The sequence below is a fragment of the Streptomyces sp. NBC_01235 genome, assembly GCF_035989285.1.
GTDB lineage: Bacteria > Actinomycetota > Actinomycetes > Streptomycetales > Streptomycetaceae > Streptomyces.
This window is the reverse complement of the sequence record NZ_CP108513.1, coordinates 3,903,339-3,917,458: the sequence shown is the minus strand read 5'-3', so window position 1 is coordinate 3,917,458 and position 14,120 is coordinate 3,903,339. Positions and strand designations below refer to the sequence as shown.

The following is a 14,120-nucleotide window of genomic DNA, read 5'->3' as shown; positions in this document are numbered from 1 at the left end:
CGTCAGTCCGCCCGCCATCGGGCGATCCGCCGTCAGGCCGCGCGTCGTCAGGCCGCGCGTACCTCGTACGTCGCGATGCGCACCGTCTCGTCGTCCAGGCACTCCCCGCTCCGCAGGTCGAAACGCTGCTTGAGCAGCGGGGAGGCGACGAACGGGCGGCCCTGGTGGGTGCCGGTCAGGCCGCGGGAGAGGACGGCCGCGCCGCCGAACGGGTCGCGGTTGTCGACGGCGTACAGTTCGCCCGCCCGGTCGCGGAACAGGGCGACCTGGCGGCCGTCCGGCAGCAGGGCGGCCACGCCCCGGCCGGGGAGCAGCTGGGCGAGGTCGCAGACTGTGAACCAGTCCTCGCCGCCCTCCTCCAGCCGCAGGTGGATCTTGAGGTCGGTGGTCTCGGGTGCCAGGGTCATCGCTGGGTGCTCCCTTCCAGGGGACGGTGGCCGATGGTCAGCAGCGGCAGGTCGGGCTTGATCTGGTCGCGCTCGGGGACGAAGCCGACGACCGGGTCGGGGGTGTCCGGCGCGTTGACGAAGGACACGAACCGGGCGAGCTTCTCGGGGTCGTTGATGGTGGTCGCCCACTCGTCGGCGTAGTGCGCCACGTGGGCCGTCATAAGGGACTCCAGCTCCTCGCAGATGCCGAGGGAGTCCTCCACGACCACGTCGCGGACGTGGTCCAGGCCGCCGGGGATCCGCTCCAGCCAGGTGGAGGTGCGCTCCAGGCGGTCGGCGGTGCGGATGTAGAACATCAGGAACCGGTCGATGAGGCGGATCAGTTCGGCGTCGGTGAGGTCCTGGGCGAGCAGGTCGGCGTGGCGCGGGGTGGCGCCGCCGTTGCCGCCGACGTAGAGGTTCCAGCCGTTGGAGGTGGCGATGACGCCGAAGTCCTTCGACTGCGCCTCGGCGCACTCGCGGGCGCAGCCCGACACGGCCGACTTGAGCTTGTGCGGGGACCTGAGGCCCCGGTAGCGCAGCTCCAGGTCGATCGCCATGCGGACGGAGTCCTGGACGCCGTAGCGGCACCAGGTCTGGCCGACGCAGGACTTCACCGTGCGCAGGGACTTGCCGTAGGCGTGGCCGGACTCGAAGCCGGCGTCGACCAACCGGGTCCAGATCAGCGGGAGTTGCTCGACCCGCGCGCCGAACATGTCGATGCGCTGACCGCCGGTGATCTTCGTGTAGAGGCCGAAGTCGCGGGCGATCTCGCCGATCACGATCAGGCCCTCGGGGGTGATCTCACCGCCGGGGATGCGCGGGACGACCGAGTAGGAGCCGTTCTTCTGGAGGTTGGCGAGGAAGTGGTCGTTGGTCTCCTGCAGCGCCGCCTGCTCGCCGTCCAGGACGTAGCCGCTCGCGCCGATCGTCGGGGCGAGGGAGGCGATGATCGAGGCGACCGCGGGCTTGCAGACGTCGCAGCCGTCGCCGCCCCGGGCGTCCTCCCGGCCGTAGCGGTCGAGGAGGTCCTGGTAGGTGTTGATGCGCAGGGCGAGGACGATCTCGTAGAGCTCCTCGCGGGTCTGCCCGAAGCAGCCGCACAGGCCCTTGTCGACCTCGACGCCGCCGGCCTCCAGCTCGGCGGTGACGAGCTGGCCGAGCACCTTCACGCAACTGCCGCAGCCGGTACCGGCCTTGGTGCACTTCTTCACCTCGGGCACGGTGGTGCACGAGTGCTCCGTCACCGCGCCCCGGATCGTGCCCTTGCTGACATTGTGGCAGGAGCAGATGATCGCCTCGTCCGGGAGGGCGGAGGGGCCGAGCTGGACGGACTCCCCGGCACCGGCCGGCAGGACCAGCGACTCGGGGGAGACGGGCGGTACGGACCCGGTGAACGCGCGCAGCGTGCCGTACGCGTCGGCGTCGCCGACCAGGATGCCGCCGAGCAGCGTGCCGTCCCGGCCGATGACCAGCTTCTTGTACAGGCCCGAGCGGGAGTCGGAGTAGACGACGTCCAGGCAGTCCTCGGCGGTGCCGTGCGCGTCGCCGAAGGACGCCACGTCCACGCCGAGCAGCTTCAGCTTGGTGGAGAGGTCGGCGCCGGTGAACTCGGCCTCGTCCTGGGCGATCGTCGCGGCGGCCGTCTCCGCCTGCTCGTAACCGGGGGCCACCAGGCCGTACACCCGGCCGTCCGCCGCCAGCGCGCACTCGCCGATCGCGAAGACGTGCGGGTCGCTGACCGTACGGCACTGCTCGTCGACGGCGATGCCGCCGCGCTCGCCGACCGTCAGCCCGGACTCGCGGGCCAGCTGGTCGCGGGGGCGGACGCCGGCGCTGAACACCACCAGGTCGGTGGCGAGTTCGGAGCCGTCGGACAGCTTCATGCCGGTGACGGCGCCGGACTCGTCGACCACGATCTCCTGCGTGCCCACGCCCGTGTGGACGGACAGGCCCATGTCCTCGATGGTGCGCAGCAGGGCAGCGCCGCCGCCCTCGTCGACCTGGACGGGCATCAGACGGGGCGCGAACTCCACGATGTGGGAGGTGAGTCCGAGGCCCTTCAGCGCACCCGCGGCCTCCAGGCCCAGCAGACCGCCGCCGACCACCGCGCCGGTCGTCGCCGTCCTGGCGTACTCCTCGATCGCGAGGAGGTCCTCGATCGTGCGGTAGACGAAGCAGCCCTGGGCGTCCTTGTTGGGGACCGGCGGGACGAAGGGGAACGAGCCGGTGGCGAGGACGAGGGTGTCGTACTCGAAGACCTGGCCGGAGCGGGCGGTGACCTTCTTCGCCTCGCGGTCGACGCTCTCCGCCGGGTCGCCGACGTACAGTTCGATGCCGTGCGTCTCGATGAACGCCATGTCGGTCATCGACAGATCCTCGGGCGTCTTGCCCGAGAAGTACGAGGTGAGCGCTACGCGGTCGTACGCCGGGCGTGGCTCCTCGCACAGCACGACCACGCGGTGCGTGGCGGTCAGGCCGCGCTCGGCGAGCGCTTCGAGGAAGCGCTGGCCGACCATGCCGTGGCCGACGAGCACGATTGTGGGGGTGGCCGTGGACATCAGGAGCCTCCATCGTTGGTGAGCAGGTGGAGCAGGGGGCCGTCGTCGGGGAGCGGCTCTGCTCCCTCCCAGGCGCGGGCGAGTGCGCCGACGGTGCCGAGTTCGCCGACGAGGACCCCGCCGACCAGGCGGTCGTCGCGGACGACGACCTTGCGGTAGGTGCCCCGGGTGGCGTCGGCGAGCTGCACGACGTCGTCGCCGGGGCGCGGCTCCGTCTCACCGAACGCGGCGAGGTCGAAGGCGCTGTTCCCGGCGAGGGTGAGCCGGGTGAGGGCACGGGTGCCGGAGTAGCGGGAACCGGCGGTGCCGGTCAGCGACTCGGCGAGGACATCCGCCTGTTCGAGCGCCGGTGCGGCCAGTCCGTACACGTTCCCGTCGTGCTGCGCGCAGTCGCCGATCGCGCGGATGTGCGGGTCGGACGTACGGAGTTCGTCGTCCACGAGGATGCCCTTGTGGACGGCGAGCCCCGCGGCCTTGGCGAGACCGGCGCGCGGGGAGACTCCGCAGGCCAGCACCACCAGGTCGGCGTCGAGGGCGTAGCCGTCGGCCATCTCGACCGAGCGGACGGTCCCGCCGACGCAGCGCACGTCGCGCACCCGGCACTCGGTGTGGACCTCGACGCCGAGGTCCTTCAGGTGCCGCAGCACCAGCTTGGAGGCGTTCGGGTCGAGCTGGCGCTCCATGAGGCGCTCGGACTGCTGGGCGAGGACGACCTGCGCGCCGCGCACGGCGAGGGCGCGGGCCGCGGAGACCCCGAGGAGCCCGCCGCCGATGACGACCGCCCGTACGCCCGGCCGTACCGCCTTCGACAGGCCGAGGCAGTCGTCCATGGTGCGGAAGGCGTGGACGCCCTCCGGCAGCACGTGGTCGGGCGTGAACAGACCGCGCAGGGGCGGCAGCACCGGGTTGGAGCCGGTGGCCAGGACCAACGTGTCGTATGCGATCTCCGAGCCGTCCGCGCAGGCCACCGTCCGCCGGTCGCGGTCGATCCCGGTGACCTGGGCCCGGACCAGTCCGGCGGGCGCGGGCAGCGCGATCACCTCGGGGGCGTACCGGCCGGCCAGCACCTCGGCGAGCAGGACCCGGTTGTACGGCCGGTGCTCCTCCTCGCCGATCAGCAGTGCGGGCGTGCCCAGCTCGCCGAGCCGGCGGGCGAGTCGTACGCCCGCGAGGCCGGCGCCGATCACCACCACACGCGAATTCGAGGTCATGTCCAGGAGCGTGCGATGCCGACGTTACCCGGCCGCATCACCGTTGTTTCCCGCGAGGAACGCTGCCCTCAGCGGGGGCGGGGAGTGGGTGTGAGGGTTGTCCCCCATGGCCGGCTTCTACGACGGCCTCGTCGGACCCGGCACGGGCGCCTTCCTGGTCCTCGCCCTCACCGCCGTCCTCCACCTCGGCCTGCTCACCGCCTCGGCCACCGCCAAGATCGTGGTGTTCGTGCTGGTGGCGAACCTGGCCTACGAGCAGTGGGGTGCCTGAAAACGAGTGGGGGAGCCGGGCGCGGACCCCTACTGTGACCCGGGTGACGACTCAGGTGATCGTGCTGAACGGCGGTTCCAGCTCCGGAAAGTCCGGGATCGTGCGGTGTCTGCAGGAGGTCCTGCCCGCGGCAGGCGGAGCCGGTGCACCGGGGCGTGGTCTACGACGTGGAGGTCGACACCACGCACACCGAGGCCCTGGAATGCGCGCGGACCGTCGCCCGGTCGGTGGTCAGCGGCTCCCCGTGAGGTGCGCGAACACGACCACGTTCCCCTGGTAACCGGTCGACCGCGAGTAGGCGCCGCCGCAGGTGATCACCCGCAGCTCGGGCCGCCGGGCCGCCCCGTACACCTTCTCGTCGGGGAAGGCGCGTGCCTGGTACACCTCGACGGCGTCCACGGTGAACACGGCGACGCTTCCGTCGCGCCGGTCCACCTCGATGACGCTGCCCTTGCGCAGGGCGCCCAAGTCGTAGAAGACGGCGGGGCCGTCGGCGTTGTCGACGTGGCCGGCGACGATCGCGGTGCCCGTCTCGCCGGGGGTGGTGCCGGCCTCGTACCAGCCCGCGAGGTTCTTCTTCTCGGCGGGCGGGACGTCGAGGCCGCCGGAGGGGGTGAGGGCGAGGCCCGTCAGGGGGGCGTCCACGTGGATCGCGGGGATACGGACGCGGTCGGGCGGGGAGGGCGGCAGCGCCGGGGCCGACCGGGCCGACACGTCCGGGCCGCCCGTGTGGGCCTGCGCCGCGGACGGCTGCGGCGGGGCGTGCGTCTCGGCGCCGCTGTGCAGCAGCCACGCGCCGCAGCCGAGGGCGACCACGGTGACGGCCGCTATGGCGGTGTTGCCGACCCTGCGCATGCCAGATCCCCTCTCCGTGAACTTCATGAACCCCGTGATCTGCGTGATCTCCGTGAACCCGGTGATCTCCGTGATCTGCGTGATCTGCGTGAATTCCTGATGAGCGGGAACCCCGTGCCCCCCTCCAGGCCGCGAGGGGCGTCGGACCCGGAGGGGGAGGGGACATGCGGTACCGGCTGACGGACAGCGGAGGGTGTCCGTCAGAACCCGTCGCCTCTCGCCCGGCGATGCAGGAGCCAGGTACCGCCCGCGGCGGCGACGGCGAGAGCCGCCACACCGGCCGCGGTCTGTTCGGGGTCGGGGCCCAGTGCGCCGCCGACCCCCGTCTTCACACTTCCTCGCGGAGCCACCGGCTGCCGGTCCGAGGCCAGCGTGACCACCAGGTCCCCGATGATCCGCCGCCCGTCCCCGGCGCACTCCGCGACGATCTCGTACGTGCCCGGCTGCGCGCTCGGCGGCACCCGGAACTGCCCGATCGCCTCACCCTCGTGCGTGCTGGGCGCGAGGGTGAAGCGACCGGCGCCCACCGCACCGGCGTCGCCCGCCGCCGCCTCGCCGTCCCCGCATGCCGCCGTGTTCACCGACACCTGCCCGCCCGGCGCCGCGGCGGAGGGGTACACCTCCAGGCTCCCGGCCCGGGTACCGGCCGCGTGGGCGGGTACGGCGAACCCGGCCGCGGCGGTGACGGCGAGCGCGGTACCGGTCAGCAGCCGGGGGGTGCGTCGCATGGGTGCTCCTTACGAGCCGTTCGAGATTCCCTGCCTTTCCGAGGTAAGTCGCAGCACGGCGAGCGCGCTTCCTGAGGGTGCGTCAGGAATGGGATGAATGGGTGTCAGATGCCGATCCGAGGGGGCCGCCCCCGCACGCGTTCCAGCAGGTCATCGCCGTGAGGGCGGCAGGGTGCGGAAAAGCGCCCGCAGGGGGTGTGAACGGGTGACCGGTCACCGCCGCGCGAGCCAGTCCCCGCCCTCGATCAGCTTCCCCCGACCCCTCAGCCGGGCGGCGACGGCGGGTGCGGCGACGTACACCCAGGCGCGCACGGGAGGCGAGCCGTCCGCGCGGAGCACCGTCCGCTCCACGCGCTCGTAGAGGTTGCGCGGGTCGCCCGGCCGGTACTCCTCCAGCCGGTCGAGGTCGGCGAGCAGCCGCGCGTACGCCGCCGGGAGGGCCGTCACGAGCTCCCCGACGACGGTCGCACCGGGGAGCTCGTGACGGCCCGGCTCCTCGACCGCGTAGGGATGACCGGGCCCGTCGTACAGCACCGCGCCCGCCAGCCGGGCCGGCTCCTCGCGGAGGGTGCGGCCGTGCAGGAAGAGGTCGTGGTTGACCTCGCCGGGGCGGAGGGTGCCGTAGACGAAGAAGGGGAGTTCGGGGGCGGTCACGGAAACGATTCTCTCCCCTCACCGCCCCCACACCGGTCCCTCGCGTAGGCGCTATGGACATGACATGTCATGGCCTCTTAAATGCCAGGACGACGTCAGCGCCACCTCCACATGCCACCCCCACACGCGCCCCCCACGGCGCCTTCCCGAGGAGACCGAAGACACTGATGAGTCGGATACGGCAGCACGTCCGAGGTTCCCGTCTCGCCACCGCCGGCATCGCCGCCACCACGGCCACGCTCCTGGCCGCCGTACTCTCCCCGGTCGCCGACGCGGCCGACAGACCGACCCGGGCCACCGCCCTGGACAACGCGGCGGCGGCCCTCGCCGACCACGCGGCGGCCCTGGGCCTCACCTCCGTGCAGGGCACCTCCGTCCGTGACGTGGTCGTCGACAAGGACGGCACCCAGCACGTCCGCTACGACCGCACCTACCGCCAACTCCCCGTCCTGGGCGGCGACTTCGTCGTCCACCTCGCCCCCGACGGCACGTACCGCAGCGCGAACCGGGCGACACGGACGACGATCTCACTGGCGAGCATCACCCCCGCCCTCTCCGCCCCGAAGGCCGCCGACGTGGCCGTCAACGCCCTGCGCGCGGCCAACCTCGGTGAGACGCTGAAGCAGGTCAAGGCCAAGCCGCAGCTGGTCGTCGACGCCCTGCACGGCGCCCCGAGGCTGGCCTGGCGGACGAACGTCGTCGCCCTGGACCCGCTCGGCAACCCGGTCGCCCGCGCGGTGCTGACCGACGCCCGCACCGGCGCGCAGATCGACGCCTGGGACACCATCGAGACGGCCACCGGGGACGGCAAGTCCCTGTACGGCGGCACGGTCCCGCTGGAGACGACCCTCTCGGGATCGACGTACCAGCTCAAGGACCCGACGCGCGGCAACACCTACACCGGTGACGCGGCCAACAAGACCGACCTGTGCATCTTCGGCATCTGCATCAGCCGCGCCCCCGCGACCCTCTTCACGGACACCGACAACCACTGGGGCACCGGCGCCGCGACGGACCGCTCCACGGCCGCCGTCGACGCCCAGTACGGCACCGACGTGACCTGGGACTACTACAAGAACGTCCACGGCCGCAACGGCATCGGCAACGACGGCAAGGGCTCCTACAACCGCGTCCACTACGGCAACAGCTACAACAACGCCTTCTGGGACGACAGCTGCTTCTGCATGACCTACGGCGACGGAGACGGCACCCAGCTCGGCCCGCTGGTCGCCCTGGACGTGGCCGGCCACGAGATGTCCCACGGCGTGACGTCGAAGACGGCGGCGCTGACCTATTCGGGCGAGTCGGGCGGCCTGAACGAGGCGACGTCCGACATCTTCGGCTCGTTGGTCGAGTTCTACGCGGGGAACGCGCAGGACACCGGCGACTACCTGATCGGCGAGAAGATCGTCCGCTCCGGCTTCGGCCGGGACGCCCTGCGCTACATGGACAAGCCGAGCAAGGACGGCAACTCCGCCGACTACTGGAGCAGTTCGGTCGGCAACCTCGACGTCCACTACTCCTCGGGCGTAGCCAACCACTTCGCCTACCTCCTCGCGGAGGGCAGCGGCACGAAGACCGTCAACGGCGTGACGTACAACTCCCCGACGTACAACGGCTCCACGGTCACCGGCATCGGCCGCGACAAGCTGGGCGCGATCTGGTACCGCGCGTTGACCGTCTACATGACGTCCTCGACGAAATACGCGGGAGCGAGGACGGCGACCCTCAACGCCGCGAAGGACCTCTACGGCAACGGCAGCACGGAGTACAACGCGGTGGCGGCGGCGTGGAGCGCGGTCAACGTGAACTGAGTTCGTCCTTGGGCACGTGAAACGGCCGCCTCGGTCTTTGGCACCGGGGCGGCCGTGGCATGTCCGCCCGAGCCGTGCCCTGCCCTGCGGCCTCGCCGGCGGCGAGCCGCGGCAGCGGCGTTGTCAGTGCCTGCGGCTGTGGTCCTGAGCGCGCGGTCGGCTTCCGGGGGCTCCAGCTCCACAGGGAATGGTTGCATCCCCGCTCTGTCCGGGGGGCGGCCCGGAATCGTGTCCGGGACCCAACCCGACGGTCGGGCTTCGCCGGTGGCCAGGCGGAGACCTGCCGGCGCCGACCGCGCACCACTTCTTGCACGGGCTCTCCACCGCGTTCACGGGCGGCCCGCCCATGGGATGCATCCGGCTCCTGATCTCGCCCGAACGGCCGCGAAAAGGGACGAATGACAAGGAAAGCGAAACGGCCACGTGTACCGCCTTCCGGCAAGCGGTCTCGAACACTTTCTGGAATCGTTTCTGTTCGCCCCGTTGACACCCTGCACACCCCCTCCTAATCTCACGCCAACATTCCGACCACGTGACGGTATTTCGAACGGCTGAAAGGCAAGCGCCCTGCGCACCACCGGAATCGGCACATACGTGACAGGAACGCGGTGGCGCGGCCTGACGTATGTACAGGTGTTCACCGGCGCGGGGATCACGGGAGCCGGCCAGACCCGGGTGCAGGGCCGCACCGACGCACTGATCGGCGAGCTGCGGGGCACCGAGGCGCCTGAGCACCGATGCGAGCGACGTGCCGAGCCATCCGACCCTCGGTCATTTGAGCGTGACCCACCGCCTGTTCAACGTTCCTGAACGTGCGCACCACGTCCCCGACGACGTCGGCGGCCACCTGCGGAAGCGGATCCACGCGATCACCGAGCGGATCCGCCGCGGCGCACCGTTCCACCTGAGGTCCGGTCCGTCCAGGGCGCCCGGGATCCACCCGTACGGCACCCCTCCACAGGACCTGAGCCCGACCCCGGTCACCGCCCGGAAGCGGGTACGGCACCGGCCGGCTCGAATCCCGACCGGCGCGCAGGCCGGCCGGCCTGCTCCATCGCTTCCCCGCCGACATCCGATATATGCCGCCACCCTCTCAACGACGAGAAGAACGAGGAACGATCACCATGCTCAACCGAAGAGCCGCCCTCGCCGCCATCGCCGGGGCCGCCTCCCTGGCCCTCACCTTGTCCGCCTGCGGCGAGAGCACCGTGGGCGGCTCCAAGGGCGGCAGCGGCACCATCGGCATCGCCATGCCGACCCAGGCCTCCGAGCGCTGGCTCACCGACGGAAAGAGCGTCGTCAATGACCTGAAGGCCGACGGATACCAGACCAAGCTGGTCTACGGCAACGACGACCCGAAGACCCAGGTCTCACAGATCGCGGACCTGATCAAGCAGGGCGTCGACGCACTGATCATCGCGGCCATCGACAACAAGTCGCTGAACGGTGTGCTCCAGCAGGCCGCCGACGCGCACATCCCGGTGATCTCCTACGACCGTCTCATCCTCGGCACCCAGAACGTCGACTACTACGTCTCTTTCGACAACGAGCAGGTCGGCCGGTTCCAGGCGCTCTACATCATCGACAAGCTCGGCCTGGAGAAAGGCAAGGGCCCGTTCAACATCGAGCTGTTCGCCGGCTCCCCCGACGACAACAACACCAAGTACTTCTTCGACGGCGCGATGCACCTTCTTCAGCCGTACGTGGACAGCAAGCAGTTGGTCGTCCGGTCCGGTCAGACCGCGCTCAAGGAGGTCACCACCCTGCGCTGGGACGGCCCCACCGCGCAGAAGCGCATGGAGGGACTCCTCGCCAGGTCGTACGGAAGCAAGACGGTCGACGCGGTCCTGTCGCCGTACGACGGCATCTCCATGGGCGTCCTGAACGCGCTGAAGTCGTACGGCTACGGCGCCGGCGGCAAGCCCCTCCCGATCATCACCGGTCAGGACGCCGAACTGGCCTCGGTGAAGTCGATCATCGCGGGTGAGCAGTCGCAGACCGTCTACAAGGACCTCCGCCTGCTCGCCGGGGTCGCCGCGGAAATGGCCGACGACATACTCACCGGCAAGACGCCGAAGATAAACAACAGAAGGTCCTACAACAACGGCGTCAAGGCCGTGCCCGCCTACTTGCTGCAGCCGACCACCGTCGACAAGAGCAACTACGAGTACGTTCTGGTCGCGGGCGGCTACTACACCGACGCCGAGCTCAAGTAGCGGCAGAGCGCCGGTCACGCGGGGCGGTGTACGTCGTCGCGTGACCGGCCTCACCGTCCTCCTCGTCGGCATGATCGACGTAGCCATCGGTGGCAAGGGGCAACGGGGTTGGGACGGATGGAGCCGTCGGCAGAGGACCGTCTGCGCGGTGTCGTCCGTCCTCGTGATCGTGAGGCCGGCCCTGGCCGACGCGAGCAGGGCCCACGCTTGACCCCGGGGCGCGAGGTCACAGTCTCCCGGCCCGCGGTGTGAGGGTGGCGCAACTGAAGTCCCCACGGGGTCTAACAGGTCGGAAACCGGCCGCCACGGCGGTCGGACTAGCTTCGTGACATGAGGGTGTGGACGCCATTTCGGCCGGTGCTCGGCAGGCTCGGCGCAATCATCGGCAGGGGCGGTCTGGGCAAGGGCGGTCTGGGCAAGGGCGGTTCAGGGCCCCGCGGTGGCCGAACGGCTCCCGTCGGCCGGCCGATGCCCGGCCGGCGGCCGATACCTGGCTGGCGCAGCATCAGAGGCCGGGTGGCGGTGGTCATCACGGTCCCGATCTGCTTGCTGCTGGCGGTGGCCGGTCTGGCCGTGTACGGCCGTGCGGAGGCCCTCGGCGACGCCCGGACGACCCGTGCCGAGGTCGGCCTCAGCCTGCGCGTCCAGGCGCTGGTACATCAGCTGCAACGCGAACGCGGCCTGACCAACGGCCTGTTGGGCGGTGAGGAGAGCTTCCGCACACCGCTCGCCGCTACCCGCAAGCGCGTTGACACCGCGCTGCGCGCAGTGCGCCCCGAACCCGCCGTCGAGGAAGTCGTCCAACGGAACTTGCGACGCCTCGCTGCCATCCGCGCAGCTGCCGACAGGGGAACCGCCGGCACGGACACCGCCGACCGGACCGCCACCCTCACCTTCTACACCGCCGCCGTCGACGCTCTCAACGCCGTCGATCCGGTGGCGGAGACCGCGACGCGCGCCGACCGTCAACTGCGCGACGGGCTCGCGGCGTTGCAGGAACTGGCCGCGGCCAAGGAGTCCGTCGCTCTCGAACGCGGGCTTCTCAACGGCGTGTTCGCCGAGGGCGCCTTCCACGGCCGCGAGTACCTCGCCTTCACCGAGGTGCGCGCCACGCGCGTCGCCGCCCTCGCCCGCTTCCGGCAGGTCGCCACCGCGTCCCAGCGCGCCGCCCTGAAAAACGCCTTCGGCACCCAGGACGCCGAACGCGCCACCGCCTACGAGAATCAAGCGGAAGACGCCGCCGACGGCTCCACGCTGCGCGCCGCCGCCGACGCCTGGTGGGACGCGATGACCGTACTCGTCGACGATCTGTACGCCGTCCAGCAGTCCGTCGGCGACGACGTACGGGACCGGGCCGACCGGCTCAGCCGCGACGCCGAGTTGGGGCTCGCCGCCTATCTCGTCGCGGGAACGCTCATGGCCGCTCTCGTCGCGGGCCTCGCCGCGTTCGCCTCGCGTTCCCTCACCCGCCCGCTCGGCGCGCTCGCCGAGGCCGCCCACGACGTGGCGCGGCACCGGCTGCCCGCGACCGTCGCCCGCATCCAGCAGTTGCCGCAGGACCACGGGGAGTTCCTCCCGGATCAGGCCCCGGACCACGCCGAGACACAGCTGCTGGGCGGGGCGGCGGAGATCGCCGAGGTCGCGGCGTCCCTGCACCAGGTGGAACACACCGCCCTCCATCTGGCCGCCCAGCAGGCCGGCCTGCGCCGCAACACCACCGAATCGCTCGCCAATCTCGGCCGCCGCAACCAGAACCTCGTGCGGCGTCAGCTCAACCTCATCACCCGCCTGGAACGGCAGGAACTGGACCCGGACGCCCTCGCCGAGCTCTTCGAGCTCGACCACCTCGCCACCCGTATGCGGCGCAACGCCGAAAGCCTTCTGGTCCTGGCCGGACAGAATCCGCCGCGGCCCACGGCAGCAGCCGCCGGCGGCCTGGAAGTCGTCCAGTCCGCCGTCGCCGAAGTGGAGCAGTACCGGCGGGTGCTGATCGCGACCGTGGAGCCGGTGCGGGTACGCGGACACGCCGTCGCCGATGTCGCCCACCTCCTCGCCGAACTCATCGAGAACGGGCTGACCTTCTCGCCCCCGACCGAACCGGTCGAGGTGCACGGCTGGTACGACACCGACGACGACACGTACAGCTTCGCTGTCGTCGACCACGGCATCGGCATGTCCGAAGCCGACAAGGAACGGGCGGGTGCCCGCCTCTCCGACTCCGGCGAGGAGGCCTTCCTCGCCGCGCCCACCCGGTTCCTCGGCCTCCTCGTCGTCGGCCGGCTCGCGCACCGCCTCGGTGAGGGCGCGCAGGTCCACCTCTTCGACACCGCCGGTGGCGGCCTGTCCGCGCTCCTTGTCCTTCCGGGGCGCCTCCTCGCCCCCGCGCAGGACCACCTCTCCGCCACACCCCCGCCCGCCAGGCCCGCTGTCTCCTCCCTGCTCAACGGCTTCCGAGCAGGTGTCGCCCGTGCCGAGGCCCGAAGCACACAAGGAGTCTCATCGTGACCACCGCCGTCCAGAGTTTCGGCTGGCTCATCTCGGAGTTCGCACGCACCACCGACGGCGTCACCGACGCTGTCGCCGTCTCCACCGACGGCCTGCTCATGGCCGCCTCGGACAGCCTCGGCCGAGATCGCGCCGACCACCTGGCCGCCGTCGTCTCCGGCATCACCAGCCTCGCCCAGAACGCGGCGACGGCACACGGCTTCCGCGGGATGAAGCTCGTCATGATCGAAATGCTCGGGGGCTTCCTCATGGTCGGTCGCATCCGCGACGGCAGCTGCCTCGGCGTCCTCGCCGCCGAGGGATGCGACGTCGGCCTGGTCGGCTACGAAATGGCCGTCCTCGCCGACCGCGCCGGCGAACTGCTCACCCCGCAGCTGATCCGCGAACTCAACTCCACGCCCCTGGCCGCGGGATAGTCACGGCGCCGTTTCGTCGGCCCGGGCCAACCGTGCCGCGAGCCTGTGGAGGGCCGCGCGGAAGGTGAGCCGTTCCGCCGTGATCAGGACGACTTCCTGGTCGTCCTCGGGCACGAGCAAGGACCTCGACGGCAACGGTGGCACGGAGTGCAACGCGGTGGCGGTGGCGGCGGTGGCTGGGAGCGCGGTCGACGTGAACCGACGCGGCTCGCCGCGCGGTGTGACGGGGCCGCCTCGCTCTCGGGACCGGGGCGGCCGTGGCGTGGCGAGGCGTGGCGAGGCGAGGGGGCGGGGGCACCGCCCTGCTCTGCAGAGATCGGTCGGCGACGGTCGTAGCGGCTGCTCGGGGTGTCTGAGGGAGGTCGACGGTCGGGGGCGGTTGCCGGGATCGCGGAATCCGGTTGCCGTACAGCTGCCGCAGCCTCGCGGGCGCGGGCGAGGCTGTTGTGCGCGCTTGCCGT

Annotated in this window: 11 protein-coding genes and 2 pseudogenes; 7 read left to right on the top strand and 6 right to left on the bottom strand. The window is 71.2% G+C overall.

Annotated features, from left to right (window positions below; genetic code table 11):
• Nucleotides 1-47: 47 nt before the first annotated feature.
• From nirD to OG289_RS17240, 3 genes are read right to left on the bottom strand one after another with little or no spacing between them, the layout of a single operon-like run.
• On the bottom strand, nt 48-407 hold the full coding sequence (gene nirD, locus OG289_RS17250; protein WP_327314912.1) for a nitrite reductase small subunit NirD: 360 nt from the start codon (nt 405-407) through the stop codon (nt 48-50).
• Nucleotides 404-2,989, bottom strand: a complete 2,586-nt coding sequence (gene nirB / locus OG289_RS17245) for a nitrite reductase large subunit NirB (RefSeq protein WP_327314911.1) — start codon at nt 2,987-2,989, stop codon at nt 404-406. The genes nirD and nirB overlap by 4 nt, the downstream gene beginning before the upstream one ends.
• The gene (locus OG289_RS17240) at nt 2,989-4,200 is read right to left on the bottom strand and encodes an NAD(P)/FAD-dependent oxidoreductase (RefSeq protein WP_327314910.1); all 1,212 of its coding nucleotides are present in this window, start codon (nt 4,198-4,200) and stop codon (nt 2,989-2,991) included. Before OG289_RS17240 ends, nirB begins: the two co-directional genes overlap by 1 nt.
• A gap of 112 nt (nt 4,201-4,312) precedes the next feature.
• Here OG289_RS17240 and OG289_RS17235 point away from each other — a divergent pair.
• From OG289_RS17235 to OG289_RS17225, 3 genes and pseudogenes are all read left to right on the top strand, one after another.
• Nucleotides 4,313-4,423: pseudogene (locus OG289_RS17235) on the top strand (sulfite exporter TauE/SafE family protein); the annotation flags it as partial.
• A gap of 91 nt (nt 4,424-4,514) precedes the next feature.
• A pseudogene (locus OG289_RS49680) lies at nt 4,515-4,598 on the top strand (phosphotransferase-like protein); the annotation flags it as partial.
• Between the two features lie 16 nt (nt 4,599-4,614).
• Complete coding sequence (locus tag OG289_RS17225; protein ID WP_442818910.1) at nt 4,615-4,719, top strand: phosphotransferase-like protein; 105 nt, start codon at nt 4,615-4,617, stop codon at nt 4,717-4,719.
• Here the strand turns inward: OG289_RS17225 and OG289_RS17220 are convergent.
• The 3 genes from OG289_RS17220 to OG289_RS17210 form a co-directional block, all read right to left on the bottom strand.
• Nucleotides 4,703-5,326: a class F sortase gene (locus tag OG289_RS17220; protein WP_327314909.1), complete on the bottom strand. Its 624-nt coding sequence runs from the start codon at nt 5,324-5,326 to the stop codon at nt 4,703-4,705. The two genes, OG289_RS17225 and OG289_RS17220, sit on opposite strands and share 17 nt — an antisense overlap.
• 200 nt (nt 5,327-5,526) lie before the next feature.
• Nucleotides 5,527-6,054 carry a hypothetical protein gene (locus tag OG289_RS17215; RefSeq protein WP_327314908.1) on the bottom strand — a complete coding sequence of 176 codons (528 nt, stop codon included), beginning with the start codon at nt 6,052-6,054 and terminating at the stop codon, nt 5,527-5,529.
• 213 nt (nt 6,055-6,267) lie between these two features.
• Complete coding sequence (locus OG289_RS17210) at nt 6,268-6,708, bottom strand: gamma-glutamylcyclotransferase family protein (RefSeq protein ID WP_327314907.1); 441 nt, start codon at nt 6,706-6,708, stop codon at nt 6,268-6,270.
• Between the two features lie 167 nt (nt 6,709-6,875).
• Between OG289_RS17210 and OG289_RS17205 the strand changes: the two genes are divergently transcribed.
• From OG289_RS17205 to OG289_RS17185, 4 genes are all read left to right on the top strand, one after another.
• Nucleotides 6,876-8,522, top strand: a complete 1,647-nt coding sequence (locus OG289_RS17205) for a M4 family metallopeptidase (protein WP_327314905.1) — start codon at nt 6,876-6,878, stop codon at nt 8,520-8,522.
• Nucleotides 8,523-9,646: 1,124 nt separating this feature from the next.
• A complete protein-coding gene (gene chvE / locus OG289_RS17195; protein ID WP_327314904.1) occupies nt 9,647-10,738 on the top strand; it encodes a multiple monosaccharide ABC transporter substrate-binding protein in 1,092 nt (363 codons plus the stop codon).
• Nucleotides 10,739-11,254: 516 nt separating this feature from the next.
• Nucleotides 11,255-13,243, top strand: a complete 1,989-nt coding sequence (locus OG289_RS17190; protein WP_327314903.1) for a sensor histidine kinase — start codon at nt 11,255-11,257, stop codon at nt 13,241-13,243.
• Nucleotides 13,240-13,659, top strand: coding sequence for a roadblock/LC7 domain-containing protein (locus OG289_RS17185; RefSeq protein ID WP_327314902.1), 420 nt, complete (start codon nt 13,240-13,242; stop codon nt 13,657-13,659). The genes OG289_RS17190 and OG289_RS17185 overlap by 4 nt, the downstream gene beginning before the upstream one ends.
• Nucleotides 13,660-14,120 lie beyond the last annotated feature (461 nt).